Raw genomic sequence first — 23,574 nt, 5'->3', positions numbered from 1 at the left:
TTTCCATCACCGAACTGAACCGATCATCCACCATGCCTCGTTATACACCGGAACAGCTTGAAAAAAGAAATGCGTCCAAGTGGACGACCTCGCAGGCGATTCTTGCGCCGATCCAGTTCCTCATCTTCCTGGCCGGTCTGACGGTGACGTACCTCTATTCGCAGGGCATCTGGATCACCGATTTCTGGTGGGTGACCTTCTTCGTCGCGCTCAAGACCTTCATGCTCGTGCTGATTTTCGTGACCGGAGGCTTTTTCGAACTTGAGGTATTCGGGCAATTCGCCTTCGCGCACGAGTTTTTCTGGGAGGATTTCGGCAGCGCCATCGCCATGATCGTGCACGTATCCTATTTCTTCCTCTTCTTCTGGATCAAGCCGTCTGAACACATTCTCATTCTCACCGCCTACCTGGCTTACCTGAGCTACCTCATCAACGCGGCGCAGTTCGTCATCCGCCTGCTGCTTGAAAAGCATAACGAAAAGAAACTCAAGGCCCGCGGCGCGGTCTGATTTGTAAACCCATCCACAGCATGGAAGCCAAAAAGTCCAAAGCGATCGTCTTCAGCGGCGTCAACAAGATCGAGCTGCGGGAGGTGACCCTCAAACCGGTCTGTTCGACCGACGTGCTGGTTGAAACCTGGTGGTCGTCCATCAGCACCGGCACCGAAAAGATGGCCCTCAACGGCCTCATCCCCTCGCCGCCCTTCATCTTTCCCTTCATTCCCGGCTACGAAACGGTGGGACGGATCGTCAAGGCGGGCGACCATGTCAATCAGGGGCTGATCGGCAAGTTCGCCTATGTGGCGGGGTCGTTCGGCTACGAGGATGTGAACGCGGCTTTCGGCGGCGCGTCGCAGTTCATCGTCTGTCCGGTCGAAAGCATCACGGTGCTCGACGGCATCTCGAATCCGCAATGCGGCATCGCCCTGCCGCTCGGCGCGACGGCGCTGCACATCGTCGATCTCGGCGAGGTGAAGAACCGCAAGGTGCTCGTGCTCGGCCAGGGCGCGGTGGGCATCCTCGCCGCAGAGCTGGCGAAGCGCTTCGGCGCGAGCCTCGTGGCGGTCACCGAGCCGCACCAGCGGCGGCTCGACATCTCGACGGCGGACATCAAGGTCAACCCGGAAACGCAGGATGTGTCGGCAGCGCTGGCGGGTCACGAGTTCGATATTCTCATCGACAGCACCGGCATCATGAGCGCCATCGAAACCGGGTTGCGTTTCCTGAAATTCCACGGCAAGGTGATTTTTGGCGGCTACTACCAGCGCATGAACATCGACTACTCGCAGGCGTTCAACAAGGAACTCTCCTTCATCGCCGCCCGCCAGTGGGCCAAAGGCGACCTGCGTCGGGTGCGCGAGCTGATCGCCGCCGGTAAAATCAACGCCGAAAAGATTTTCACCCACCAGTGCACCGTTGACGAAAACCTCGAAGCGGCGTACATGCGGGCTTTCGGCGACCCCGACTGCCTGAAGATGATCATCCACTGGAAGCATGGCGACGAGGCGGGCGAGAACTTTCCAATCTGCAAAACCGGGCACTGAGCGACTCATGGCGCCAAGAACCATCGCCATTTACGGCAAGGGCGGCATCGGCAAGAGCTTCACGACCACGAACCTCAGCGCGACCTTCGCCATGATGAACAAGCGCGTTTTGCAGCTCGGTTGCGATCCCAAGCACGACTCGACCACCTCGCTGTTCGGCGGCATTTCGCTGCCCACGGTGACCGAGGTGTTCGCCGAAAAGAACGCGAAAAACGAGCAGGTCGAGATCAGTGACATCGTCTTCCGGCGCGACATTCCCGGATTTCCGCAGCCGATCTACGGCATCGAGCTTGGCGGCCCGCAGGTGGGGCGCGGCTGCGGCGGGCGCGGCATCATCTCGGGCTTCGACGTGCTCGAAAAGCTCGGCATCTTCGAGTGGGACATCGATATTATTCTGATGGATTTCCTCGGCGACGTGGTGTGCGGCGGCTTCGCGACGCCTCTGGCCCGCTCGCTCAGCGAAGAGGTGATTCTGGTGACCAGCAACGACCGGCAGTCGATCTTCACCTCGAACAACATCTGCCAAGCCAACAACTACTTCCGCACCATCGGCGGGCGCTCGCGCCTGCTCGGCCTCATCGTCAACCGCGACGACGGCAGCGGCATGGCCGAAAATTACGCCAAAGCCGCGGGCATCAACGTGCTGATGAAGGTTCCCTACAACCTCGAAGCGCGTGACATGGACGACAGCTTCGACTTCGCCGTCCGCCTGCCCGCAATCGGCGAGCCGTTCAAAAAACTCGCGACCGACATTCTCGACAACGCCATCACGCCGTGCGAAGCAAGCGGCCTCGGCTTCGGCGATTTCGTCAAGCTCTTCGGCGAGGTCAGCGACGAGCTGCCCGCAGCCGCAACAGCGGATGAGCTGTTCCGCCGCCCCTCCGCTGACGGCAACACCGCGCAACCGGCCCCCAAAGCCACGGTGAACGACTCCGCGCCTGACGCCGAACGCCTGCGCCTGCTTGCCTGCATCGAAAAACTGCCGGAACCAGAACGCGAACTCTACACCCTGCACGAAGTCGAAGGCAAATCCCCCACAGAGATCGCCGAGCTGAAAAGCCTCAGCGAGCAGGAGGTGAAAGCCCACATCGCCACCGCCCGCAAAGCGATGCGCAAGCTGTTTTTCGAGCAGTAAAAACCAGTTCCAGCATCAGCTTCTCTTATAAGTCGTATACGACCCATAGGACTTATACGACCTATGCTTCGCGATTCCCCCACCCAACAAAAAAGGCTGCCCACTCGGAGCAGCCTTTTCAATTCATAATTCAGAATTCATAATTCATAATTCTCTCCTCACCCCATCGCCTTGGCTTTTTTCGTCGCCTTGGCGCGAAGGTCGGCGTTGAGAATCTTCTTGCGAATCCTGATGTTCTCCGGCGTCACTTCGAGCAGCTCGTCGTCGTTGATGAACTCCAGCGCCTGTTCGAGCGAGAGTCGCTTCGGCGGCGTCAGGCGCATCGACTCGTCAGAGCCGGATGCTCGCATGTTCGTGAGTTTCTTGGTCTTGCAGATGTTCATCGTGATGTCGAGGTCGCGGGTCGATTCGCCGATCACCATGCCTTCATAGACCTTCGCGTTCGGCCCGATGAAGAAGATGCCGCGATCTTCGAGGCTCGAAATGGCGTAGGCCACGGCCACGCCGGTTTCGGCGGAGACCAGCGCACCAGTCTCGCGCGACGGCAGCTTGCCTTTGTAGGGCTGGTAGTTGTGGAACACGTGCGACATCATGCCCTCGCCCTTGGTGTCGGTGGTGAACTCAAGGTTGTAACCGATCAGGCCACGCGTCGGAATTTCGAATTCGAGACGGTTCATACCGCCACGCAGGGTGCTCATGTTGGTCATCTCGGCCTTCCTGCGCCCCATCTTCTCGATGACCACGCCGGTGTACTCCTCCGGAACGTCGATGGTGACATGCTCGACCGGCTCCATCGTCACGCCGTTCTCCTCGCGGAGAATCACCTCGGGACGGGAGATCGCCAGCTCGTAGCCCTCGCGGCGCATCGTCTCGATGAGTACAGAGAGGTGAAGCTCGCCGCGTCCCGAAACCCTGAAGGTATCGGCGCTGTCGGTCTCCTCGACGTTGAGCGCGACGTTGGTCATAATCTCTTTCATGAGCCGCTCGCGAATCTTGCGGCTGGTCACCTCCTTGCCCTCCAGGCCGGCGAACGGAGAGTCGTTCACCGAAAAGAGCATCGAAAGGGTCGGCTTGCTGATGTCGAACGAATCGAGCGCTTCCGGCTGGTCGGGCGAGGCGAGGGTCTCGCCGACGTTGGCCGCCGCGATGCCCGCAAGCGCGACGATGTCGCCCGCCGTCGCCTCCTGCGCCTCGACGCGCTGCGTCCGGTCGAAGAGAAAGAGCTTGGTGACGGTGCCCTTGCCAACAATGCCATCCGGCGTTACCAGCGTGAGCTGGTTGCCGGGCGCGACCTTGCCGCGCAGGATGCGGCCAATGGCGATCTTGCCGATGTAGTCGTTGTAGTCGAGGGTGGTGATAAGCATCTGGAATCCGGCGTCATCGTCGGCTACCGGAGCCGGAATCTCCTTGACGATCATGTCGAGCAGAAGACTCATATCGCCATCCGGGTCATCCATGCTGTATTTGGCGATGCCGTTTTTGGCCGAAGTGAAAATGTAGGGAAAATCGAGCTGCTCCTCTTCGGCGCCGAGCGCGATGAAAAGATCGATGACCTGGTCATGCACCTTGACCGGATCCGATTGCGGGCGGTCGATCTTGTTGATGACCACGATCGGCTTCAGGTGTAGTTCGAGCGCCTTGCGAAGCACGAACTTGGTCTGCGGCATCGGCCCCTCGAAGGCATCGACGAGCAGAAGTACGCCATCGACCATCTTCAGGATGCGCTCCACCTCGCCACCGAAATCGGCATGGCCGGGAGTATCGACGATGTTGATCTTGCAGCCCTTGTGCTGCGCGGCCGCATTTTTCGAGAAAATGGTGATGCCCCGCTCCCGCTCCTGCGGATTGGAGTCCATCACCCTGACGTCAACATGCTGGTTCTCCCTGAACGCGCCAGTCTGCTTGAAAATGGAGTCCACGAGGGTGGTCTTGCCGTGATCGACGTGCGCGATAATGGCGATATTACGAATATTCTGTTTCCTGCTCATCTTTTGCGATAAATAAGTATATTTTATTGCTCTGGTTTTCAATCGGGCCGAATATACACTTTTTCCATTGAATATTATTACCGGGCGGGAGTGAAGATATTTTTCTTTTCAGTTTATTGAATGAACCGGACTCGCCTCAGACGCAGCAATAACTGAAGTATTGTCACAATAATCCTGTCCTTGAAACGACCTCTTCCTACGGAGTATGGCTAATATATTTCTTGAAAACAGCCTCCTTTTTGCCCTGACGCAAATCGTGCCGCTGTTTTACATCGTCACCACCGCCCTGTACGGCATCCATTTTTTCAAGGAGACGCCGCTTGCCGGAAGCCTCAAGCAGCCGGCGCTCATTCTTACCGTCGTCATGCATGTAGCTGATCTCGGCCTGCTCACCTCGACAGCAGGATACCGGCTGAGCTACTCGGCCTACAACCTCATGAGCATGGTGGCTTTGACGCTGGCCATCACCTACATGTTCATCGAATTCACCACGAAAAGCGACAAGACCGGCTTTTTCGTCATCGCCTTCGCCGCGGGATCGGCGCTTTTTTCGTCGATTCTGAGCGCGCAGACTGTCGATTCGGGACCGGCATTCAGCGGCCTGCGCATCGGCGTCCACCTGATCGCGGCAATTTTCGGCTTCAGCTCGGTAGCCATCGCCGGATTGTACAGCGGCATGTACCTGGTGCTTTTCCGCCAGATTCGGCTCAACCGCTTCGGCCTGCTCTTCCAACGCCTGCCGAACCTCGAAGCGCTGGGCCTGCTAATTATGCACGCCGTGGCGTTCGGCTTCTTTTTCCTGACGGTCACTATCGTCGCGGGCGTTCTCGAACAACACGCCTCGAAAGAGGTCATCAACCTCTTTGAGCCGAGACTCATCGCCCTGTTCGTCATCTGGCTGCTCTATGGCGTCAGCCTGGTCATCAAGCCGCTGTTCGGATGGGATATCAAGCACATGGCGGTGCTGCTCATCGCGCTCTTCGTGCTGGTCACGGCGCTCCTGTTCATCATGAGCCTGGTTACGCCAAGTTTTCACGGAATGAGGATTTAACCGATGCTCGATTTGAAAATTCGCCACATTGCGGTATATTAACACACTTTTATAGAATACTCTGTCAAGCTCTCTTTTGAATCGGTTTACCAACGGCTCATTTAAACTAACCCTGCTATGAACATCATTTCAGTTGGTGTCAACCACAAGACTGCACCTATTGAAATCCGTGAAAGAATCGCGCTTTCAGAAGTTCAAAACAAGGAGTTCGTCACGGACCTGGTATCGAGCGGACTGGCCAGCGAGGCCATGGTTGTATCCACCTGCAACCGCACGGAACTGTACGTGGTTCCCGCAATGCTGGAGGTGAACTGCGATTATCTCAAGGATTACCTGATCTCTTACAAGGACGCCCGCAAGGATGTCCGCCCCGAACACTTCTTCAATCGCTTCTACTGCGGCACGGCTCGTCACCTTTTCGAGGTGTCGAGCGCCATCGACTCCCTTGTGCTCGGCGAGGGCCAGATTCTCGGCCAGGTCAAGGATGCCTACCGCATCGCCGCCGAGGTCGGAACCGCCGGAATTCTCCTCACCAGGCTCTGCCACACGGCGTTCAGCGTCGCCAAGAAGGTCAAGACCAAGACCAAGATCATGGAGGGCGCGGTTTCGGTCAGCTACGCCGCCGTCGAACTCGCCCAGAAGATTTTCTCCAACCTCTCCATGAAGAAGGTGCTGCTCGTCGGCGCCGGTGAAACCGGAGAGCTTGCAGCCAAGCACATCTACGCCAAGAACGCCCGGAACATCGTCATCACCAACAGGACGCAGTCCAAGGCGGAGGCGCTCGCCGAAGAACTCGGCACCAACCGTGTGCTTCCTTATGAATCGTACAAGGAGCACCTGCACGAATTCGATATCATCATCACGGCGGTCAGCACCAAAGAGTATATCCTCAACGATGCCGAGATGCAGCAAGCGATGCAGCGCCGTCGCCTGAAACCGGTCATCATGCTCGACCTTGGTCTGCCGAGGAACATCGATCCTGAAGTCGGCAAGTTGCAGAACATGTTCCTCAAGGACATCGACGCCCTCAAGCACATCATCGACAAGAACCTCGAACGCCGCCGCGCGGAACTTCCGAAGGTCAAGACGATCATCGACGAGGAGCTGGTCGGCTTCGGCCAGTGGATCAACACCCTCAAGGTGCGTCCGACCATCGTCGATCTCCAGTCCAAGTTCATCGAAATCAAGGAGAAGGAGCTCGAACGATACCGCTACAAGGTGAGCGAAGAGGAGCTGCGTCGCATGGAGCACCTGACCGACAGAATTCTGAAAAAGATTCTGCATCATCCGATCAAAATGCTCAAGGCTCCGGTCGATACCGCCGACAACATCCCCAGCAAGGTCAACCTCGTCAGAAATATCTTCGATCTTGAAGAACCAAACCAGTCACTCCAATAAAATCAATCAGTCATCGAATTTTGAAAAAAGAGCTTATCATCGGCACTCGATCCAGCCCCCTTGCCCTGTGGCAGGCTGAATTCACCAAGGCAGAACTTTCCAGGCGCTTTCCCGACATGAACATCACGCTCAAGCTGGTCAAAACGACCGGTGATGTGCTGCTCGACTCCCCTCTTTCAAAGATCGGAGACATGGGCCTGTTCACCAAGGACATCGAAAAACACCTGATTGCTGGCGAGATCGACCTGGCCGTGCACAGCCTGAAGGACGTTCCGACCGGTACGCCTGAAGGTCTGGTCATCACCTCCTTCACCGAGCGCGAAGATACCCGCGACGTCATCATCTCCAAGTCCGGCAAGGGCATCAAGGATCTGCCGCCGAACGCACGAATGGCCACCAGCTCCCTGCGCAGAATGTCGCAGTTGCTGAGCATGAGGCCCGACTTGCAGATCATGGACATCAGGGGCAACCTCAACACTCGTTTCAAGAAATTCGATGATGGCGAGTTCGACGCCATGATGCTGGCTTACGCCGGTGTTTTCCGCCTCGAGTTCAGCGACCGCATCTCCGAAATCCTGCCGCACGACGTGATGCTTCCCGCGGTCGGCCAGGGCGCGCTCGGTATCGAAACCCGCACCGATGACGCCGAGACCATAGAGATCGTCCGCGTCATGAACGACGACAACACCGAAATCTGCTGCCGCGCCGAGCGTGCGCTGCTGCGCCACTTGCAGGGTGGCTGCCAGATTCCGATCGGCTGCTATGGTTCTTACATCAACGGCGACCTGAAGCTGCTCGCTTACGTCGGTTCAGTTGATGGCAAAACCGCCCTGCGCAACGAGCTGACCAAGCCGGTCAACACTCCGGAAGAGGCCGAGGCTGTCGGTATCGAACTGGCCGAGGTGCTCCTTTCGATGGGCGCGGAGAAAATTCTCGCTGACATCCGCAAAACCCGCTGATGAAAACTGTTCTCGTTACACGCCCGAAACATCAGGCGGAGCCTTTTGTAAGGGAGCTTGCGCAGTACGGCCTGAACTCGGTTGTCTTCCCGACGATCGAGATCAGGCCGGTTGCCGGCTGGAGCGTCCCCGACCTCACCCGGTTCGCGGGCATCTTCTTCACCAGCGCAAACAGCGTACAGTTCTTCCTCGAACGGTTGCTCGAAGAGTCTGCCGCCGAACTGCCGAACCTGCAACAGGCCCGTGTCTGGGCGGTCGGCAAAACCACCGGCGGCGATCTGGAGAAGCATGGCGTCACCATCGAGCCGCTCCCCAAAAGCGCCGATGCGGTCAGCCTCATGTCGGGCATCGACGCCAGTGAAATCGAAGGCAAAACCTTCCTCTTTGTTCGGGGCAGCCTCTCACTCGGCACCATTCCCGAAGTCATCGCCAAACGAGGCGGCATCTGCGTGGAGCTGACCGTTTACGACAACATCCAGCCTTCGCTCGAAGAAACTCAAAAGGTCAAATCGCTGCTCGCCGAAGGCAAGCTCGACTGCCTCTCTTTCACCAGTCCCTCGACCGCCATCAACTTTTTTGACGCGATAGGCTCGAAAGAGCTGCCCGAATCCGTTCAGATTGCGGCTATCGGCACCACCACCTCCGGCGCGCTCGAAAAGCTTGGCATCAAGGTGGACATCATCCCCGAATACTTCGACGGCCCCAGCTTCGCCAAAGCGATTGCGGCGGCAATGAAAGCCTGAGCTTTCGTCCGAATTTCCGGCACATAGGTCGAATAGGTCTTATACGACTTATAGGATTCACCTTATAGACAGTCGCCAGCCGCTCTTCTCCCCCAGTTCATCATTCGACACTCATAATTCATCATTCGCCTCCCGCGCTCACTCCGCATCCGGGATGTCATCGACGTAGCCCATGTGGATCGTCTCCGGCTCAGGTGTTTTTGGGGCAAGCGCTTCACTTGAAGTTGGCGAATTGACTGGCAAGTCTGTACTCATATCTGCTTTACCAGAGAACAACGGAATCTGTATGGCCTGCAACACGGAAAGCTGACTACCGTTGTCAGCATCCTCTTCCTCGGCAATGATCGGGGCGACAACTGGATCGGCAGTCTGCGGCGACTTGGCGCGAGCGTTTTTTCGCGAGCGACTTCTCGGTGCGGCGGCGGCCATCTCTTTCTCGACCGACTCCTTCACGGCATCCTCGATCACGATGCGGATAGATTTCATGAGCTGAAGATTGTCGCCCCGCTGCTCCAGAATCTCGCGACGCAAACTGTTGCCAAGCCGCTCGATCTCCTCGCGTTGCTTGCCTGGCCAGCCGGTCGCGAGCATCGCGACGATCACAAAAAGGAGCAGAATAATGACCACCAGCAGCAGAATCAAGAGGTTCATTGAGCGCTCTCCCCTTTGCCGATGGCCTCCATGAGATCCGCTCCCATCACCCGGTTCGCGCTGACGAGCCCCTGACCCATGATGGTTGTCACGCCATGATAATCGAAACAGCAGCCACCGGCTTCGGTGACAATCGGAATGACCGCCGCGCAGTCCCACGGACTCATAATCTTGTCCACGGCCACCTCGGCGCGGCCCGACGCGACCAGCATGTGGCCGTAGCAGTCGCCCCAGCCGCGCACCAGCCCGGCGCTCGAACGGAGCTGATCGACCGGATGGGTCGATGGCGGATCGAGCAGGTACTCTTTTTCGGTGAAAACCACCGTGGCCGCCGCCGTCTCCGAAATTGCCGAGACTTGCAGCGGTGTGCCGTTCATGAACGCTCCGCCACCAACTTCGGCGTGGTAGCGTTCGCCAAGAGCGGGAAAGTTGATGACGCCAAGCCTGAGTATGCCATCGACTTCGAGCGCGATCATCACGCCGTAGAGCGGCACGCCGTGGATGAACGAGCGGGTGCCGTCGATCGGATCGATGATCCAGCGCCGCCCGTTGCTGGAGGGGCGCTCGTCGAACTCCTCGCCAAATACACCATCGTCTGGAAAGCGTGACGTAATTCCCTGCCGTATCAGCTCCTCGGCTTTGCGATCCGCTTCGGTCACTGGCGTATCGTCGCGTTTGGAAAAGACCTGAAGCGACCGCTTGCCGAAGTAATCGAGCGTGAGCCTGCCTGCCTGTTCGGCCAGTTCGAGCGCGAGCTGCAGTTCGGGAGTCATGGGTGAACAGTCCGGTTAAGTGGTTGGAAATGCAAATGATGACGTAAGATAATCAACGGAGACCGAACCTAATGATATGCAGTGAAAAACGCAAGGCCGCCTTCACGATGTTGACGGATTTTCTTATCTTGGTTTTTCTTTCCAACAAAATCATCCAGAACCATGAGCCAGCTCGACCTCCTCAATATCGTTCACCGCCCGAGAAGACTTCGCAGAACCGCCGCTCTCCGCAACCTCGTTCAGGAAAACACGTTGACGGTCAACGACCTCGTGTTCCCGCTGTTCGTCATGCCCGGCAGCAATAACATTGAAGAGGTTTCGTCCATGCCCGGAAGCTTCCGCTTCACCATCGACCGCGCTGTCGAGGAGTGCAAGGAGCTGTACGATCTCGGCATCCAGGCGATCGACCTGTTCGGCATCCCGGAACAGAAAACCGAGGACGGCAGCGAGGCTTACAACGACAACGGCATTCTCCAGCAGGCGATCCGCGCCATCAAGGCTGCCGTGCCCGAGCTGTGCATCATGACCGACGTCGCGCTCGACCCGTTCACCCCCTTCGGCCACGACGGCCTCGTCAGGGATGGCATCATTCTCAACGACGAAACCGTCGAAGTGCTCCAGAAGATGGCCGTTTCGCACGCCGAGGCTGGCGCTGACTTCGTCTCTCCGAGCGACATGATGGACGGCCGCATCGGCGCGATCCGCGAGGCGCTCGACGAGTCTAGCCACTCCGATGTCGGCATTCTCTCTTACGCCGCAAAATACGCTTCGAGTTTCTACGGCCCGTTCCGCGACGCACTGCACTCCGCACCGCAGTTCGGCGACAAGACCACCTACCAGATGAACCCGGCCAACACCGAAGAGGCGATGAAAGAGATCGAACTCGACATCATCGAGGGCGCGGACATCGTCATGGTCAAGCCCGGCCTGGCCTACCTCGACATCGTCTGGCGCACCAAAGAGCGCTTCGACGTGCCGGTTGCGATCTACCACGTTTCGGGCGAATACGCCATGGTCAAGGCTGCCGCCGCCAAAGGCTGGCTCGACGAAGAGCGCGTCATGATGGAGTCGCTCCTCTGCATGAAACGCGCCGGCGCCGACATCATCTTCACCTACTACGCCAAAGAAGCCGCAAAAAAACTGCGCTGATTTCCGGCTGAGTAGTCACGACACCAAGCCCGGCGCGCAATCGCCGGGCTTTTCGTTATCTTTCTTGCACTTGATTTTAGTGATTGTCATTCTGAACAAAGTGAAGAATCCAGTCTTTTTCGAGTGGCACAATACTTGACTACTCAGAAATATCTGACGTAACTTTCTGGATTCTTCGCCCGACTACGTCAGGCTCAGAATGACAGGAGGCGTAAACGAAAAACGATCAACAAGACAACTCAGCTTTAACTTCTGAGTTTTCTGAATTTCTACCTTTATCTCTTCCCGCACTGATATGATACGCTATTTCACCGCAGGCGAATCGCACGGCCCGGCGCTTTCGGCCATTGTTGAAGGACTTCCCGCAGGCGTCGCGCTCGTCGAAGCTGACATCAATGACCAGCTTGCCCGACGCCAGCAGGGCTACGGACGCGGCGGTCGCATGAAGATCGAAACCGACCGCGCCGAAGTGCTCTCCGGCGTCCGGTTCGGCAAAACCATCGGCTCGCCAATTGCCCTCGTCATCCGCAACCGCGACTGGGAGAACTGGACGACGCCGATGGCGCAGTTCGAAGATCACGCCACCGAGGTGCAGAAGATCACCATCCCGCGCCCCGGCCACGCCGACCTCACCGGCGTCATCAAGTACGGCTTCGACGACATCCGCCCGGTCATCGACCGCTCCTCGGCCCGCGAAACCGCCGCCCGAGTGGCCGCCGGATCGCTCGCCAAAGCGTTCCTCCGCCAGCTCGGCATCCAGATCGGTAGCTACATCTCCACCATCGGCCCCGCCGCTGAATCAGCCACGCCAGCCTCGTTGCAGGCGCTGCTCGATGCTGGAGCCGAAAGCCTCGCCGCCGAAGCCGACAAATCGCAGGTGCGTATGCTCGACCCCGAAGCCGAAACCGCGGCCATTGCGGCCATCGACCAGGCCAAAGCCGACGGCGACACCCTCGGCGGCATCGTCGAGATTTACATCACCGGCGTCCCGATGGGCCTCGGCAGCTACGTCCAGCACGACCGTCGCCTTGACTCGGCGCTTGCCGCCGCCATCATGTCGATCCAGGCGATCAAAGGCGTCGAAATCGGCCCAGCCTTCGACAACGCCCGCAAACCCGGCTCACAGGTGCACGATGAGCTGTTTGCCGGTGGAGAGAAGGGATTGAGGCGCGAAACCAACCGCGCCGGAGGCATCGAAGGAAGCATGTCGAGCGGCCAGCCGATCCACATCCGCGCCGCCATGAAGCCGATCTCATCGCTCGTCTCCCCGCTCCGCTCCTTCGACCTCGCCACGCTCGAAGCCGTCCAGTCGCGCTTCGAACGCAGCGACACCTGCGCCGTCCCCGCCGCCGGAGTCGTCGCCGAAGCCGTAGTCGCGCCAGTCATCGCCAACGCTTTACTGGAAAAAATCGGCGGCGATCATATGGCGGAGATTAAGGAAAGGCTTGAAGCTTACCGGGAAGCGCTGAGGATGAGATTCGGGGGATGATTTAACATATAATTTACCACCAAAGGGTACAAGCGTGAATAATACAGAATTCAAACCCCCATATTTTGAAGCCAAAAATAAACTTCCAGAACCAGTGGCCGAATATGTAGCTTGGCTTGATGTTATGGGAATTCAATCAAGCATGATGAGATCGCTTCATACAGCAGCAAATTTTATCTTCAAGCTTCATGTCGCAGCATTGGAACAGAAAAAGCCAAAAATGCGCCTCTATCCAATAATGGATGGTGTTTATGTAACAACTCCAGACAAAGAAGAGATGCGTTCATTTTTATCAGAGGTTTTTCACCGACTTGCTACCTGTTTTAATGAAGAAAATGAAAACAAACACCGCTTTTTAGCAAAAGCATCAGTTGCATTTGGCCTTGTAATTCATGGTCATAATGTCAACAGCTTTGCCAGTGGTGTACTTAAAGAGAACGAAGAATACAAAAACTCTATCTTACTCGGAATGCCTGTAGTTCTTGCCAATCAAGGCGAAAAATTTGCGCCGCCATTTGGCATAATCCTCCATTATTCTGCTCTTGACATGGCAACCCGAGATGAAAAAAAATGGTCTCACACGTGGTGGCCATGGTTCGAGTTTGGAAATGACGCAATCGCCCAAAAATTAAAAAAAGAAATTGAATCGTATTTTCGTTGGTGTGAAGAACGAGCCGGAGTCATCAACTATGATCCAGCTCGCATAAAACATCACAGAGCACAACTCATACAGTATTTAGTAGATGCTTAGTGGATTATTCCCTATGGCATTTTTTTGAACTTTTGATACGCTCCTAAAAACCTCATCCCACCCACCCACTCCGCCAACGCCTGTCTGACGCCTTCGCGCTCGCGGGGGATGACGGACAACAGCACACGCTACTCGCGATCCGGTTTGCGGCGCTTCTGCTCCCAAGCCTGCACGGCCCGAATATCGAATCCAAAACACCTCGAAAATTCCGGTTGCGTCAATCCCGGGCTCTTTCTGTATTTATCGTCCTGCCACCTGTATATCTGAAAGGGCGGGCATGAAACCCACCCCTACAGGCCATGCGCTCACAGGCAGGAGTGTTGCTCTCCTTTCTGCTTTTGCTTGTCCGGAAAAATGAGGCGCTGGTTCATTTCGAGCGACGGTTCGGGCACTTCGGTACGGCCCACGATGTGCGCGGGCACGCCGGCGACCGTGTAGTGCGGCGGTACGTCGTCGAGCACCACGCTGCCCGCGCCGATTTTGGCGCCTTCGCCGATTTTGATGTTGCCGAGAATCTTGGCTCCCGCGCCGATCATCACCGATTTGCCGACCTTCGGATGGCGGTCGCCACTCTCCTTGCCGGTGCCGCCGAGCGTCACTTCGTGCAGAATCGAAACGTTGTCATCCACCACGGCGGTTTCGCCGATCACGAGGCTGGTGGCGTGGTCGAGCAGAATGCCCTTGCCGATTTTGGCCGCCGGGTGAATATCGACAGCGAACACTTCAGACATACGGTTTTGCAGGAAGTAGGCAAGTGATTTGCGACCATTCTGCCACAGCCAGTGCGCGAGACGGTAGGATTGAAGCGCCTGGTAGCCCTTGAGAAAAAGCATGATCTCGAAATAGTTCACCGCCGCCGGGTCGCGCTCGCGGGTGGCCTCCATGTCGCAGGCGGCATAGCGGACGGAGTCGGGACTCTGTCGGTAGAACTCCTCGAAAATCCCTTCGAGCACCGGCGGCGGAAAGTGCTTCGAACCAAGCTTCACGGAGAGCAGCATCGCCAGCGCCGGAGCGAACTCCTCATACCGCAAAATGTGCTGTTCGAGAAACAGCCGGATTTCAGGCTCGCGCTCACATTCGAGGCGCGTCTCTTCGAGAATCAACGACCAGATATCCTGTACGCTCATAACTTCCTTGTGGATGGATTGCGGCAATGCGAAACAACTGCTTGCCGCATCATGCAATAAAGCGCCGCCCGCAGCTTAAAGGTTTCCCGCTCGCGACCAGCGGCGCTGACGACCAATGTACGCAAAACAAGGCAAACCACCCGCTTGCCGCCATTCCGGATCATCCCTCGAAAACCACCCGACGCTCCCGGTCGATAACCTCCATGTTTTCCAAAAAATTTTGCGTACAATTGGCTACAGCTTTATGAAAACGACACCGCGCGACACCATGCTCATCTCAAGGAAAATCGAGATCGACTACGGCCACACCCTTCCGAACAGCTTCAGCTTCTGCAACCAGTTGCACGGCCATCGCGGCGTCATCGTGGCGACCGTCGAAGGGCCGGTCATCGAGCGCCATGGCGACGCCGAAGAGGGCATGGTGATGGATTTCAAGTTCCTGCGCCAGATCATGGACGAGCACATCCACGACCTGCTCGACCACGGCTTCGCGGTCTGGAAGGAGGACAAGGAAGACCTCGAATTCATCCTCAGGCGCAACAGCCGCGTACTCGTGACCGACGAACCGCCCACCGCCGAATACCTTGCCAAATGGGCCTTCCGCCAGATCAGTGGCAAACTCCCCGAAGGCGTCAGGCTCAAAAACCTCCGCTGGTACGAAACGCCCAACAACTGGGCGGACTACGACGACGAGTGAGCTTGAAGCGAGAACGTCCGGCTGGTAAATCATTTTCACGCCGTCAGTTCAGACTCACGTCGATTTCGGCGATTTCGTGATCGATGACCAGCGGGATGCCGAACAGCTCGATACCGTTTTCGGAAATCCTGAGTTGCTGCATGAAGGCAACGAGAAAGAGATGGTAGTTTTCCGGAGAGGCTTTGATCGACTCCGGTTTCCGGCCCGCTTTTCTGGCGTCGTGCAGTTGGGTGAGCACTTTGTGCTTTATCGATTCGACTGATTCGCGTACCATAGTCATCCTCCGCCATTCATGGGTATCGTTGATTCGCCGTGGATTGCCGCACAGGCTCTCGAGATCGTGACGATTCGCTCAGGCCTCGGCGAGCGCCGGTTCGCGTTGCCGCCAGAGCGCTTCGAGATCGATGCCGGAATCCAGCAGCCGAACGCACCGACCGGCCCCTTTCCTCCTGCCCACAATTTCGCACAGCACACGCTGACCGTCATGGTCGATAGCCAGCACCATGCCTGAATTGAGGCCGCTTGCGGGATAGAACCCGACCAGCCACTCCTGCCTCTCCCTTTCGATGCATTCGATAAACCTGACCATGAGCGGACGCTGGTAATTGTAGAGGCTGATGTTGCCCTGGAAAAATTCGCCGTATCTCAGTGCCTGGAATTTCATTGCTGTTCGGCGGTTTTTGAAGTGAATGCGATCCGTGACCGTGATGTTCTCCCTGATCCGGCAACCGGTACGAACATAGCATTTCGAATGGTTTCGTTTCTGCAAACAGTACGTTGCGTATCGATGCCGCCACTGTCGCGACCATCGCCCGCGTCAACGGGGATGCGCGGAATAGTCGCGCCTTGCATATATATTTAAAGCTCGCTGTGAAGATCAGACAAGGCGTTTCAGTAATACATCTTTTTTGTCATGTCAGTTGAAAACCCGGAGTTCGGCTTGCTCAGGGAGTTCCCGGAGCCGGTCTGCCTGATGAATCTGGAAGGCGCGATCCTCGATGCCAATGAAGCGTTCGTTTCCCGTTTACCGGAAACAGGCGCGGACATCCGGGGATGCAACATCTACGAGCTGCTTGCGAGTACGCTCCAGTCGCCGGAAATCGCGACAAAAAGGAGAGCGATGGTCCAGCAGGTGCTCCTTACCGGCAGGCACATCTCCTTCGACAACGAGAAGGATGGCATACACTGGCGCTACCTCGTCCATCCGGTGCGGAGTGCTGAAGGCCAGATTACCCGGCTGCTCGTCATCGTTCACGACATCACCAAAACGAAAGCGGAAGAACTCCAGTCAAGAAAGGACAATCTCGTCTTCAAGGCGCTGATGGACGCCACGCCCGGTTCGGTCATCATCCTCGACGCCGCAGGACGGATCAGCGGCATCAATCGCTATGCAATGGAGGTTTTCGGGAAAAGCGAGTCTGAGCTGTACGCCTGCGATCCGTTCGAGATCGTTCATCCCGAAGACCGGCACGTTGTCCGGGAAAAGTTCAGGGCCATTCTGGAAAGAGACATCGAGGAGACGGTCGAAGCAAAAATCTGTGTGCATGGCAATCCTGAGCAAGCGAGGTGGTTCATCATTCACGCCCGGAAAACCGAGATCGACGGCGAGCCGTTCGTCGTTACCGTCGGCCTCGACATCGATGAACGCAAGCAGATGGAACAGGCGCTGAAACGCAGCCGCGACCGGCTCGATTTCACCCTCGAAAAGTCTCACCTGGGGTGGTGGGAGTTCAACCCCGTGACCAACTCGACGAGACGTACGCTCGAACACGACCGCATTTTCGGCTACGACGCCTTCTTGCCGGAATGGAGTTTCAGCCTGTTTGTCGATCACATCATCGACGACGACCGCGCGATGGTGAAAAACCTGTGCCATCAGGCGATGGAGAAACAGGAGGATTTCGCCTTCGAATGCCGCATCCGCCGCAACGATGGCCAGATCCGCTGGATATGGGTGGCGGGCGGATTTCAGTTCGACGCGCGGGCGAACCATTACCTCATGTCGGGACTTGTCAGGGACATCAGCAAGCGCAAGCAGCAGGAGGAGCGGCAGGAGGAGTTGCAGCTCGAACTGCAACAGGCGCAGAAGATGGAGGCGATCGGCCAGCTTGCCGGCGGCATCGCGCACGACTTCAACAATGCGCTGACGGCCATTCTGGGCAATGCCGAGCTGCTCGCCAAAAAAGTCCCCCCGGCATCGCGCTTCATTGAACACATCGACGACATCCGCAAATCGGCGCTCCGCTCGGCCAGCATGACCCGGCAGTTGCTCGCCTTCGCCCGAAAGGAGATCGTGACGCCGAAAGTCTGCCCGATCGACCAGGAGATCGAGCACCTGCTTCCGATGATCGAATCGCTGATCGGAAGCCACATCCGCTTTCTGTGGCGTCCGGCAAGCGGCGGACGCTGCGTACACATGGATCCGTCGCAGATCGACCAGATTCTGATCAACCTGTGCGTCAACGCGCGGGACGCCATCACCGACAACGGTACGATCACCATCGAAACCGCCCCGATCATCATCAAGGGCGGCGAATCCACCCCCGGTCACCCCTGCCGGATTCCGGGCGAATATGTCCGGATCGCCGTCTGCGATACCGGATGCGGCATCGACACCAGGGCGCTCCCGCATATCTACGAACCCTTTTACACCACCAAGGAGCCGGGAAAAGGCACCGGCCTCGGCCTGTCCACGGTTTACGGTATCCTGAAGCAGAACAAGGGGTGGATCGACTGCGTGACCGAACCCGGCGAGGGCGCGACCTTCATCGTCCATCTGCCCGCCTTTGGCGACGACGGGGCCGTCATCCGGAGCGATGAACCCGACAAGACCATCATCAGCACGTCCAGTGCGACCATTCTTCTCGTCGAAAATTCCCCCGATATTCTCTCGATACTGCAAGGAGTGCTCGAAGAGAAGGGCTTCAGCGTGCTCGCCGCCCAGAGCGCCGGAACCGCCGTCAGGGTTGCCAGCCAGCACCCCGCCGCTATCGATCTGCTGGTGACTGATATTATGATGCCGGAGATGAACGGGATCGATCTGAGCGAAAAACTGGAAGCCGCGCGGCCCGGTCTGAAAACACTCTTCATGTCCGGTTACGCGCAGGAAACCTTTTACCAGCCAAAAAACCTGTATAAGAAGGCGAACTTCATACAGAAACCGTTTAACATCAACAGTTTTCTGGGAATGGTTTCAAAAATGCTGGCGTCGCCTCGAAGTTGAATCGGCTTCGGCGTCGAATGATATGTGACGCAATCCATGCTGTGCTACGTTTCCGATAACCATGAAATATCAGGAGGCCATCATGAAAAAACTGCTTGCCTTGACACTGCTGATCTCCCTCGCCGGTTGCAGGTCGTATTACCATAATGACGGACGGGGAGACCGATACGACAGGGATCGCCGCGAGTACAAACGCGACCGCGACGACCGCAGGGATCGCGAGGATCGTCGTGACCGCTACGACGACCGGTGGAAAGATCGTTATCAGTGACCCGTGACCGGCGAAGCGTTGCCGGTGGCGCTTGGCCGGTGGCCGTGTGGCGGAAAACCGGATAATCCGGCAATCGCGATTCAGCGACTGAAAGCCCGGATTATGCTGTTTTGACGATCCAGTACAGCTCTTCGCCTTGGCGCACCTTGTCGAAGCGGCCCGAGGCGAAGAGCGAGTCGAGCGCCTCTCGGATTTTCGCGGCGTCGCCGTCGAAGAGCTTGCCGAGCGCCGTTTCGAGTTCCCGCTCCTGCACCGGGTGGCGGGAGGCGATGGCGGCGACGGTGTCGAGCAGATTCTCCGCCGAACCGAGGTTCATTTCGCCCTTGGCGGGATGCAGCACCGGCGCGGCGGCGGAAAGAATGAAGACCGCACGCTGGACGAGTTCTTCGTCCGGAATGCCGACCATGCTTTCCGGCGCAGGTCGGGTCGGCAGGACGAGGTGAATCATGTCGGGACGAATCTCCGCGAGCACCGCCGCCATATCGTTCAGCGCCGCCTCCGAATCGTTCAGCCCTCTGATGAGCATCACCTCGACCCAGAGCTTTCCCCGATACTCCTGCCTTAAGAGCCGCAACCCTTCGACATGCTTCTCGAAGGTAAAGCCCGACGCGGGGCGGTCGATGCGCTCGAACAGCTCCGCCGAACCGGCGTTAAGCGACGGCAGCACCGCGTCAGCTTCGAGCAGCTCCTTGCGGACTTCCGGCAGACAGAGCAGCGATCCGTTGGTGATGACCGCCACCGGAATTTCCGTCGCCTTTTTGACTTCGGCGATCAGCCAGTCGAGACCCTTGTAGAGCGTGGTTTCGCCGGAGCCGACGAAGGTGATCCAGTCGATCTTCTTGCCGCTCGAGACCGCGTCGAGAATCTCCGCCAGAATATCTTCTTTCGGGAAAAATTCGCGCCGCTCCGTCACGTACTCCTTCGTGCGCCCAAGCTGGCAGTAAACGCAGTTCCAAGTGCAGCTTTTCGATGGCAAGAGATCGACGCCGAGCGACTGGCCGAGGCGTTTCGATGAAACCGGTCCGAATACGTAGTTCATAACAAAGCTCCCATTGAAGATCAGCCCGCTTCTGCGGCGGCTTCCAGTTCCGACATTTTGGCGGAACTCTCCGCCTCGAACGCCTCGCGCGACACATGCGGCAGCACCAGGCTGGAGACGGTAAAGGCGATGATCTCCAGCGCGAAAATGGCCGCGTAGGCCAGCATGTGGTTGCCCGAAAAGTGGAAGACAAGGTCGCGAATCACCCCGGCGCTGGAGTGGCCGAGAAAAATGGCGAGGCTCTGCGCGGTGCCCCACAAGCCCATGTAGATGCCGCTGCGCCCGGCGGTCATGTTCATCATCATGGTGATGTTCGAGACGCTCGCCGCGCCGAGACCGATGCCGGTCACGACCAGCGCGATGCGCAAAAACTGCATGTCGTGCATGAACCCGGCGGCGATAATCAGCCCGAAGCCGACCGCGCCGAACACGTTACCGAAATAGGCGCCGCGTCTCGTGCCGATGCGGGAGAGCAAAAAGCCCGTCAGCAGCATGAAGATGAGCTGTGTGCCGCCCATCAACGGCTTGAAAAGCTTGGTGGTCTCCGAAACCTGCATCCCGAACACCTCCGCGCCGAACGGATCCATCACCACCTCGTTGGCGAAAAGGGCGAAAATGGAGATGAAGATGTAGAACGCGAAGAGCATGGTGTTGGGTGACGAAGCGAGCAGGCGGATCGCCTGTGAAAACGGGATGCTGTGCTTCTCCTTGCCCGTGCCGACCGCGGCGTTCCGGCGTTCGACGCCAAGCACGGCGACCAGGCCAAAGGCGAGGGAGACGAGGCCGCCGATCTCGGCAACCTGGGTCAGCCGCTCCGGCGTGAAGACTTTCAGATAGACGCCGATGGAGTAGTTGGAGATGATGGCCGTCAGCACCATGAGCGTCCAGCTCGCCCCGGCGATCTTGCCAATATCTTTTTCGTCAACCATGTCGGCGATCAAGGCGTAATAGGCGGTCGTGGCCACCTGGAGGCCGAAGCCGAAGATCAGGAAGATGACGCTGAGTTTCCAGAGGCCGACATCCCCCAGCGCGGAAAAGATGATGCTGACGAGGCTTCCCGCTCCGTCGAGCCGCACCTCGTAGGCCGCCGTTGGCGCGAGGATGAACGAGACGATGCAGCTCACCAGGCCAATGAGCACATACGGTGTGCGGCGATAGCCGAAGATGCTGTGGCGGTCGGAGAGGTTGCCCGCCCACACCTTGACGCCGAGAATGGCGAGAAGCTCCTTGAGGCTGATGAGGCCAAGCGCTATAGTCGCCGGCAGGAACAGCTCCTTGATCATGACCCGGTTCAGAATGTCCTGCACGAAACCGAGCATGATGCCGAATCCTATCTGAAACAGCGAGAGCCGGACAAGATTGAAAACCCGAAAAAATTTATTCATGGAGCGCCGGAAAATGGATTGGAGCCGGATGGAAGTCACTTCGTCAACAGAGGCCGTAATTTACACAAAACCCTTGCTTTCTCAAGGATCGCGCCCGGCGGCCACTCTTGGAAATCAGGCCGATTTTGGTTATCGTGACTGGGTACAATATCATCCTGGGGGTGCTTTGCTTCGGCAAGGCTGAGATCACACCCCTACAACTTGATGCAGGTAATGCTGACGCAAGGAACGATGAAGCACACACTCCCCTTCCCTGCTTCACCCTCCCTTCCAACGGAGAAACCCTGTTTTCCTTCTGACTTGCTCCATGAATAATGAGAATGCCTCCTGCCCCGAAAAGCACTTTTTCGGCCCCTCTTCATCCAGAATCACCGTCAAAGGCTTTACGTACCCGATCGAGGTCGGCATGAGGAGCGTCGCCCTCACCCGCAGCTACGAGTGCAAGGGCGAGAGTTTCACCTCGATGCCGCTCTACGACACCAGTGGCCCGTTCGGCGATCCCGATTTCAGCCACGACGTGCGCAAAGGGCTGGAGCCGGTGCGCGACGGATGGGGCTTCGACTGCGGCGCGGTCGAGTCAGCGGGCGCGGCACTCTCGATGACCGGGCGCAAGCCGCGCGTGGCGAAAGCGGGCGAGGCGGTCACGCAGATGCACTTCGCCCGCAAGGGCGTCATCACGCCGGAGATGGAGTACGTGGCGATCCGGGAGAACCAGGCGCTGGAAAGCTGGATCGAAAAGCGCGGCGGCAAACCGGTGACGCCGGAGATGGTGCGCGACGAGGTGGCTCGCGGACGGGCGATCATTCCGGCCAACATCAACCACCCGGAGATCGAGCCGATGATCATCGGGCGCAACTTCCGGGTCAAGATCAACGCCAACATCGGCAACTCGGCGCTCGGTTCTTCGATCGACGAGGAGGTCGAAAAGGCGGTCTGGGCCTGCCGCTGGGGCGCAGACACGGTGATGGATCTCAGCACCGGCAAGAACATCCACCAGACTCGCGAGTGGATTCTGCGTAACTCGCCGGTGCCCATCGGCACGGTGCCGCTCTACCAGGCGCTCGAAAAGGTGGGCGGCAAGGCTGAAGAGTTGAGCTGGGAGGTCTATCGCGACACGCTCGTCGAGCAAGCCGAGCAGGGGGTCGATTACTTCACCATCCACTCCGGCATCCTCGCCGCAACGCTGCCCTACGCCGAAGCGCGGCAGACCGGTATCGTCTCGCGCGGCGGCTCGATCATGGCCCGCTGGTGCCGCGCCCACAAGCAGGAGAACTTCCTCTTCACCCGCTTCGACGACATCTGCGACATCCTGCGCAGCTACGACGTGGCCGTCTCGCTCGGCGACGCGCTGCGCCCCGGCTCCATCGGCGACGCCAACGACGTGGCGCAGTTCAGCGAGCTGAAGACCCTCGGCGAGCTGACGCTTCGCGCCTGGGCGCGTGACGTGCAGGTGATGATCGAAGGCCCCGGCCACGTGCCGCTGCACATGATCCGCGAGAACATGGAGATGCAGCTCAAGCACTGTCACGAAGCGCCGTTTTACACGCTCGGCCCGCTCGTGACGGACGTGGCTGCCGGGTACGACCACATCAACTCGGCCATCGGCGGTACGCTCATCGCCAGCCTCGGCTGCTCGATGCTCTGCTACGTCACGCCGAAGGAGCACTTGGGCCTGCCCGACCGCGACGACGTGCGCGAGGGGGTGATCGTGCACCGCGTCGCCGCCCACGCGGCGGACATCGCCAAAAGCAGCCCGACCGCCTGGCTGCGCGACGAGCTGATGAGCAAGGCGAGATACGCCTTCGCCTGGGAAGACCAGTTCAGCCTGGCGCTCGACCCGCTCAAGACGCGGCAGATTCACGCCCAGAACATGGCCGCCACCGGCGACACCGCCGCCACCGCCAAATACTGCACCATGTGCGGCCCCGACTTCTGCTCGATGAAACGCTCACAGGAAACGGCTACCGGTCTTTAATTTCTTCCTTCTTATAAGTCCTATAGGTCGTATAGGACTTATAAGACCTTAGGCGCACACTTTATCGTGGCTATCAACGATTTTGCCGATTGGAGCCAGTTCGAATAGAAGTGCAGTGTCGGGTTCGGAATTGGGATTGGGAGGAGATTCGGGTCAGTGAGATAAAGTGTGTAAACGGTCATAGATTCCACTCATGAAACAAGGAGCAAAACTATGACCAGAAAGAA

Annotated in this window: 22 protein-coding genes and 1 riboswitch; of the genes, 14 read left to right on the top strand and 8 right to left on the bottom strand. The window is 57.9% G+C overall.

What is annotated here, in order from left to right:
• Positions 1 to 32 precede the first annotated feature (32 nt).
• From bchF to FGF66_RS09095, 3 genes are read left to right on the top strand one after another with little or no spacing between them, the layout of a single operon-like run.
• A complete protein-coding gene (gene bchF, locus FGF66_RS09105; RefSeq protein WP_139457336.1) occupies positions 33 to 509 on the top strand; it encodes a 2-vinyl bacteriochlorophyllide hydratase in 477 nt (158 codons plus the stop codon).
• Positions 510 to 529: 20 nt separating this feature from the next.
• Complete coding sequence (gene bchC, locus FGF66_RS09100) at positions 530 to 1,543, top strand: chlorophyll synthesis pathway protein BchC (protein WP_139457335.1); 1,014 nt, start codon at positions 530 to 532, stop codon at positions 1,541 to 1,543.
• A gap of 7 nt (positions 1,544 to 1,550) precedes the next feature.
• Positions 1,551 to 2,678, top strand: coding sequence for a chlorophyllide a reductase iron protein subunit X (locus FGF66_RS09095; protein WP_170181308.1), 1,128 nt, complete (start codon positions 1,551 to 1,553; stop codon positions 2,676 to 2,678).
• Positions 2,679 to 2,836: 158 nt separating this feature from the next.
• On the opposite strand, the gene typA is transcribed toward FGF66_RS09095, so the two are convergent.
• Positions 2,837 to 4,666 carry a translational GTPase TypA gene (gene typA / locus FGF66_RS09090; protein WP_139457333.1) on the bottom strand — a complete coding sequence of 610 codons (1,830 nt, stop codon included), beginning with the start codon at positions 4,664 to 4,666 and terminating at the stop codon, positions 2,837 to 2,839.
• Positions 4,667 to 4,871: 205 nt separating this feature from the next.
• Here typA and FGF66_RS09085 point away from each other — a divergent pair, with 205 nt between their 5' ends.
• The 4 genes from FGF66_RS09085 to FGF66_RS09070 all read left to right on the top strand — a co-directional run bounded on the left by FGF66_RS09085 (position 4,872) and on the right by FGF66_RS09070 (position 8,817).
• Positions 4,872 to 5,717: a cytochrome C assembly family protein gene (locus FGF66_RS09085; RefSeq protein WP_139457332.1), complete on the top strand. Its 846-nt coding sequence runs from the start codon at positions 4,872 to 4,874 to the stop codon at positions 5,715 to 5,717.
• 117 nt (positions 5,718 to 5,834) lie between these two features.
• Positions 5,835 to 7,115, top strand: coding sequence for a glutamyl-tRNA reductase (hemA, locus tag FGF66_RS09080; protein ID WP_139457331.1), 1,281 nt, complete (start codon positions 5,835 to 5,837; stop codon positions 7,113 to 7,115).
• 20 nt (positions 7,116 to 7,135) lie between these two features.
• The gene (gene hemC, locus FGF66_RS09075; protein ID WP_139457330.1) at positions 7,136 to 8,074 is read left to right on the top strand and encodes a hydroxymethylbilane synthase; all 939 of its coding nucleotides are present in this window, start codon (positions 7,136 to 7,138) and stop codon (positions 8,072 to 8,074) included.
• Positions 8,074 to 8,817 (top strand): uroporphyrinogen-III synthase, encoded by a 744-nt coding sequence (locus tag FGF66_RS09070; protein WP_139457329.1) that lies wholly within the window; start codon positions 8,074 to 8,076, stop codon positions 8,815 to 8,817. The genes hemC and FGF66_RS09070 overlap by 1 nt, the downstream gene beginning before the upstream one ends.
• A gap of 138 nt (positions 8,818 to 8,955) precedes the next feature.
• Here FGF66_RS09070 and FGF66_RS09065 read toward each other — a convergent pair whose 3' ends face one another.
• Positions 8,956 to 9,468 (bottom strand): hypothetical protein, encoded by a 513-nt coding sequence (locus FGF66_RS09065; RefSeq protein ID WP_139457328.1) that lies wholly within the window; start codon positions 9,466 to 9,468, stop codon positions 8,956 to 8,958.
• Positions 9,465 to 10,241, bottom strand: coding sequence for a histidinol-phosphatase (gene hisN / locus FGF66_RS09060; RefSeq protein ID WP_139457327.1), 777 nt, complete (start codon positions 10,239 to 10,241; stop codon positions 9,465 to 9,467). The genes FGF66_RS09065 and hisN overlap by 4 nt, the downstream gene beginning before the upstream one ends.
• A 162-nt stretch (positions 10,242 to 10,403) precedes the next feature.
• Between hisN and hemB the strand changes: the two genes are divergently transcribed.
• The 3 genes from hemB to FGF66_RS09045 all read left to right on the top strand — a co-directional run bounded on the left by hemB (position 10,404) and on the right by FGF66_RS09045 (position 13,630).
• Positions 10,404 to 11,390 (top strand): porphobilinogen synthase, encoded by a 987-nt coding sequence (hemB, locus tag FGF66_RS09055; protein WP_139457326.1) that lies wholly within the window; start codon positions 10,404 to 10,406, stop codon positions 11,388 to 11,390.
• A gap of 295 nt (positions 11,391 to 11,685) precedes the next feature.
• Positions 11,686 to 12,879: a chorismate synthase gene (gene aroC / locus FGF66_RS09050; protein WP_139457325.1), complete on the top strand. Its 1,194-nt coding sequence runs from the start codon at positions 11,686 to 11,688 to the stop codon at positions 12,877 to 12,879.
• Positions 12,880 to 12,913: 34 nt separating this feature from the next.
• Positions 12,914 to 13,630: a hypothetical protein gene (locus tag FGF66_RS09045; protein ID WP_139457324.1), complete on the top strand. Its 717-nt coding sequence runs from the start codon at positions 12,914 to 12,916 to the stop codon at positions 13,628 to 13,630.
• A 305-nt stretch (positions 13,631 to 13,935) separates the two neighbouring features.
• Here the strand turns inward: FGF66_RS09045 and cysE are convergent, their stop codons facing one another.
• A complete protein-coding gene (gene cysE, locus FGF66_RS09035) occupies positions 13,936 to 14,757 on the bottom strand; it encodes a serine O-acetyltransferase (protein WP_139457323.1) in 822 nt (273 codons plus the stop codon).
• A gap of 268 nt (positions 14,758 to 15,025) precedes the next feature.
• On the opposite strand from cysE, the gene FGF66_RS09030 reads away from it, so the two are divergent.
• Positions 15,026 to 15,454, top strand: coding sequence for a 6-pyruvoyl trahydropterin synthase family protein (locus FGF66_RS09030; protein ID WP_139457355.1), 429 nt, complete (start codon positions 15,026 to 15,028; stop codon positions 15,452 to 15,454).
• A 43-nt stretch (positions 15,455 to 15,497) separates the two neighbouring features.
• Here FGF66_RS09030 and FGF66_RS09025 read toward each other — a convergent pair whose 3' ends face one another.
• Together FGF66_RS09025 and FGF66_RS09020 are read right to left on the bottom strand one after the other, a co-directional pair.
• The gene (locus FGF66_RS09025; protein ID WP_139457322.1) at positions 15,498 to 15,728 is read right to left on the bottom strand and encodes a hypothetical protein; all 231 of its coding nucleotides are present in this window, start codon (positions 15,726 to 15,728) and stop codon (positions 15,498 to 15,500) included.
• Positions 15,729 to 15,806: 78 nt separating this feature from the next.
• Entirely contained in the window at positions 15,807 to 16,118 is a 312-nt protein-coding gene (locus FGF66_RS09020) for a hypothetical protein (RefSeq protein ID WP_139457321.1), read from the bottom strand.
• Between the two features lie 249 nt (positions 16,119 to 16,367).
• Between FGF66_RS09020 and FGF66_RS09015 the strand changes: the two genes are divergently transcribed.
• Positions 16,368 to 18,677, top strand: a complete 2,310-nt coding sequence (locus FGF66_RS09015) for a hybrid sensor histidine kinase/response regulator (RefSeq protein WP_139457320.1) — start codon at positions 16,368 to 16,370, stop codon at positions 18,675 to 18,677.
• A 61-nt stretch (positions 18,678 to 18,738) separates the two neighbouring features.
• On the top strand, positions 18,739 to 18,948 hold the full coding sequence (locus FGF66_RS09010) for a hypothetical protein (protein WP_211342001.1): 210 nt from the start codon (positions 18,739 to 18,741) through the stop codon (positions 18,946 to 18,948).
• Between the two features lie 100 nt (positions 18,949 to 19,048).
• Here FGF66_RS09010 and FGF66_RS09005 read toward each other — a convergent pair whose 3' ends face one another.
• Both FGF66_RS09005 and FGF66_RS09000 read right to left on the bottom strand, forming a co-directional pair.
• Entirely contained in the window at positions 19,049 to 19,987 is a 939-nt protein-coding gene (locus tag FGF66_RS09005) for a radical SAM protein (protein WP_139457318.1), read from the bottom strand.
• A 20-nt stretch (positions 19,988 to 20,007) separates the two neighbouring features.
• On the bottom strand, positions 20,008 to 21,372 hold the full coding sequence (locus FGF66_RS09000) for a BCD family MFS transporter (protein WP_139457317.1): 1,365 nt from the start codon (positions 21,370 to 21,372) through the stop codon (positions 20,008 to 20,010).
• Positions 21,373 to 21,519: 147 nt separating this feature from the next.
• Positions 21,520 to 21,617: riboswitch (TPP riboswitch) on the top strand.
• A 62-nt stretch (positions 21,618 to 21,679) separates the two neighbouring features.
• Here FGF66_RS09000 and thiC point away from each other — a divergent pair.
• On the top strand, positions 21,680 to 23,347 hold the full coding sequence (gene thiC / locus FGF66_RS08995; protein ID WP_139457316.1) for a phosphomethylpyrimidine synthase ThiC: 1,668 nt from the start codon (positions 21,680 to 21,682) through the stop codon (positions 23,345 to 23,347).
• The last annotated feature ends 227 nt before the right edge of the window (positions 23,348 to 23,574 follow it).

Source organism: Chlorobaculum thiosulfatiphilum (genome assembly GCF_006265165.1).
In the GTDB taxonomy this organism is placed as follows: domain Bacteria; phylum Bacteroidota; class Chlorobiia; order Chlorobiales; family Chlorobiaceae; genus Chlorobaculum; species Chlorobaculum thiosulfatiphilum.
This window is presented reverse-complemented; position numbering and strand designations above follow the sequence as displayed.

Excerpts from the sequence above, each read along its gene's own strand:
- bchF (WP_139457336.1), top strand. The coding sequence starts at position 33 with ATGCCTCGTTATACACCGGAACAGCTTGAAAAAAGAAATGCGTCCAAG.
- bchC (WP_139457335.1), top strand. The coding sequence starts at position 530 with ATGGAAGCCAAAAAGTCCAAAGCGATCGTCTTCAGCGGCGTCAACAAG.
- FGF66_RS09095 (WP_170181308.1), top strand. The coding sequence starts at position 1,551 with ATGGCGCCAAGAACCATCGCCATTTACGGCAAGGGCGGCATCGGCAAG.
- typA (WP_139457333.1), bottom strand. The coding sequence starts at position 4,666 with ATGAGCAGGAAACAGAATATTCGTAATATCGCCATTATCGCGCACGTC.
- FGF66_RS09085 (WP_139457332.1), top strand. The coding sequence starts at position 4,872 with ATGGCTAATATATTTCTTGAAAACAGCCTCCTTTTTGCCCTGACGCAA.
- hemA (WP_139457331.1), top strand. The coding sequence starts at position 5,835 with ATGAACATCATTTCAGTTGGTGTCAACCACAAGACTGCACCTATTGAA.
- FGF66_RS09070 (WP_139457329.1), top strand. The coding sequence starts at position 8,074 with ATGAAAACTGTTCTCGTTACACGCCCGAAACATCAGGCGGAGCCTTTT.
- FGF66_RS09065 (WP_139457328.1), bottom strand. The coding sequence starts at position 9,468 with ATGAACCTCTTGATTCTGCTGCTGGTGGTCATTATTCTGCTCCTTTTT.
- hisN (WP_139457327.1), bottom strand. The coding sequence starts at position 10,241 with ATGACTCCCGAACTGCAGCTCGCGCTCGAACTGGCCGAACAGGCAGGC.
- hemB (WP_139457326.1), top strand. The coding sequence starts at position 10,404 with ATGAGCCAGCTCGACCTCCTCAATATCGTTCACCGCCCGAGAAGACTT.
- aroC (WP_139457325.1), top strand. The coding sequence starts at position 11,686 with ATGATACGCTATTTCACCGCAGGCGAATCGCACGGCCCGGCGCTTTCG.
- cysE (WP_139457323.1), bottom strand. The coding sequence starts at position 14,757 with ATGAGCGTACAGGATATCTGGTCGTTGATTCTCGAAGAGACGCGCCTC.
- FGF66_RS09030 (WP_139457355.1), top strand. The coding sequence starts at position 15,026 with ATGCTCATCTCAAGGAAAATCGAGATCGACTACGGCCACACCCTTCCG.
- FGF66_RS09025 (WP_139457322.1), bottom strand. The coding sequence starts at position 15,728 with ATGGTACGCGAATCAGTCGAATCGATAAAGCACAAAGTGCTCACCCAA.
- FGF66_RS09020 (WP_139457321.1), bottom strand. The coding sequence starts at position 16,118 with ATGAAATTCCAGGCACTGAGATACGGCGAATTTTTCCAGGGCAACATC.
- FGF66_RS09015 (WP_139457320.1), top strand. The coding sequence starts at position 16,368 with ATGTCAGTTGAAAACCCGGAGTTCGGCTTGCTCAGGGAGTTCCCGGAG.
- FGF66_RS09010 (WP_211342001.1), top strand. The coding sequence starts at position 18,739 with ATGAAATATCAGGAGGCCATCATGAAAAAACTGCTTGCCTTGACACTG.
- FGF66_RS09005 (WP_139457318.1), bottom strand. The coding sequence starts at position 19,987 with ATGAACTACGTATTCGGACCGGTTTCATCGAAACGCCTCGGCCAGTCG.
- FGF66_RS09000 (WP_139457317.1), bottom strand. The coding sequence starts at position 21,372 with ATGAATAAATTTTTTCGGGTTTTCAATCTTGTCCGGCTCTCGCTGTTT.
- thiC (WP_139457316.1), top strand. The coding sequence starts at position 21,680 with ATGAATAATGAGAATGCCTCCTGCCCCGAAAAGCACTTTTTCGGCCCC.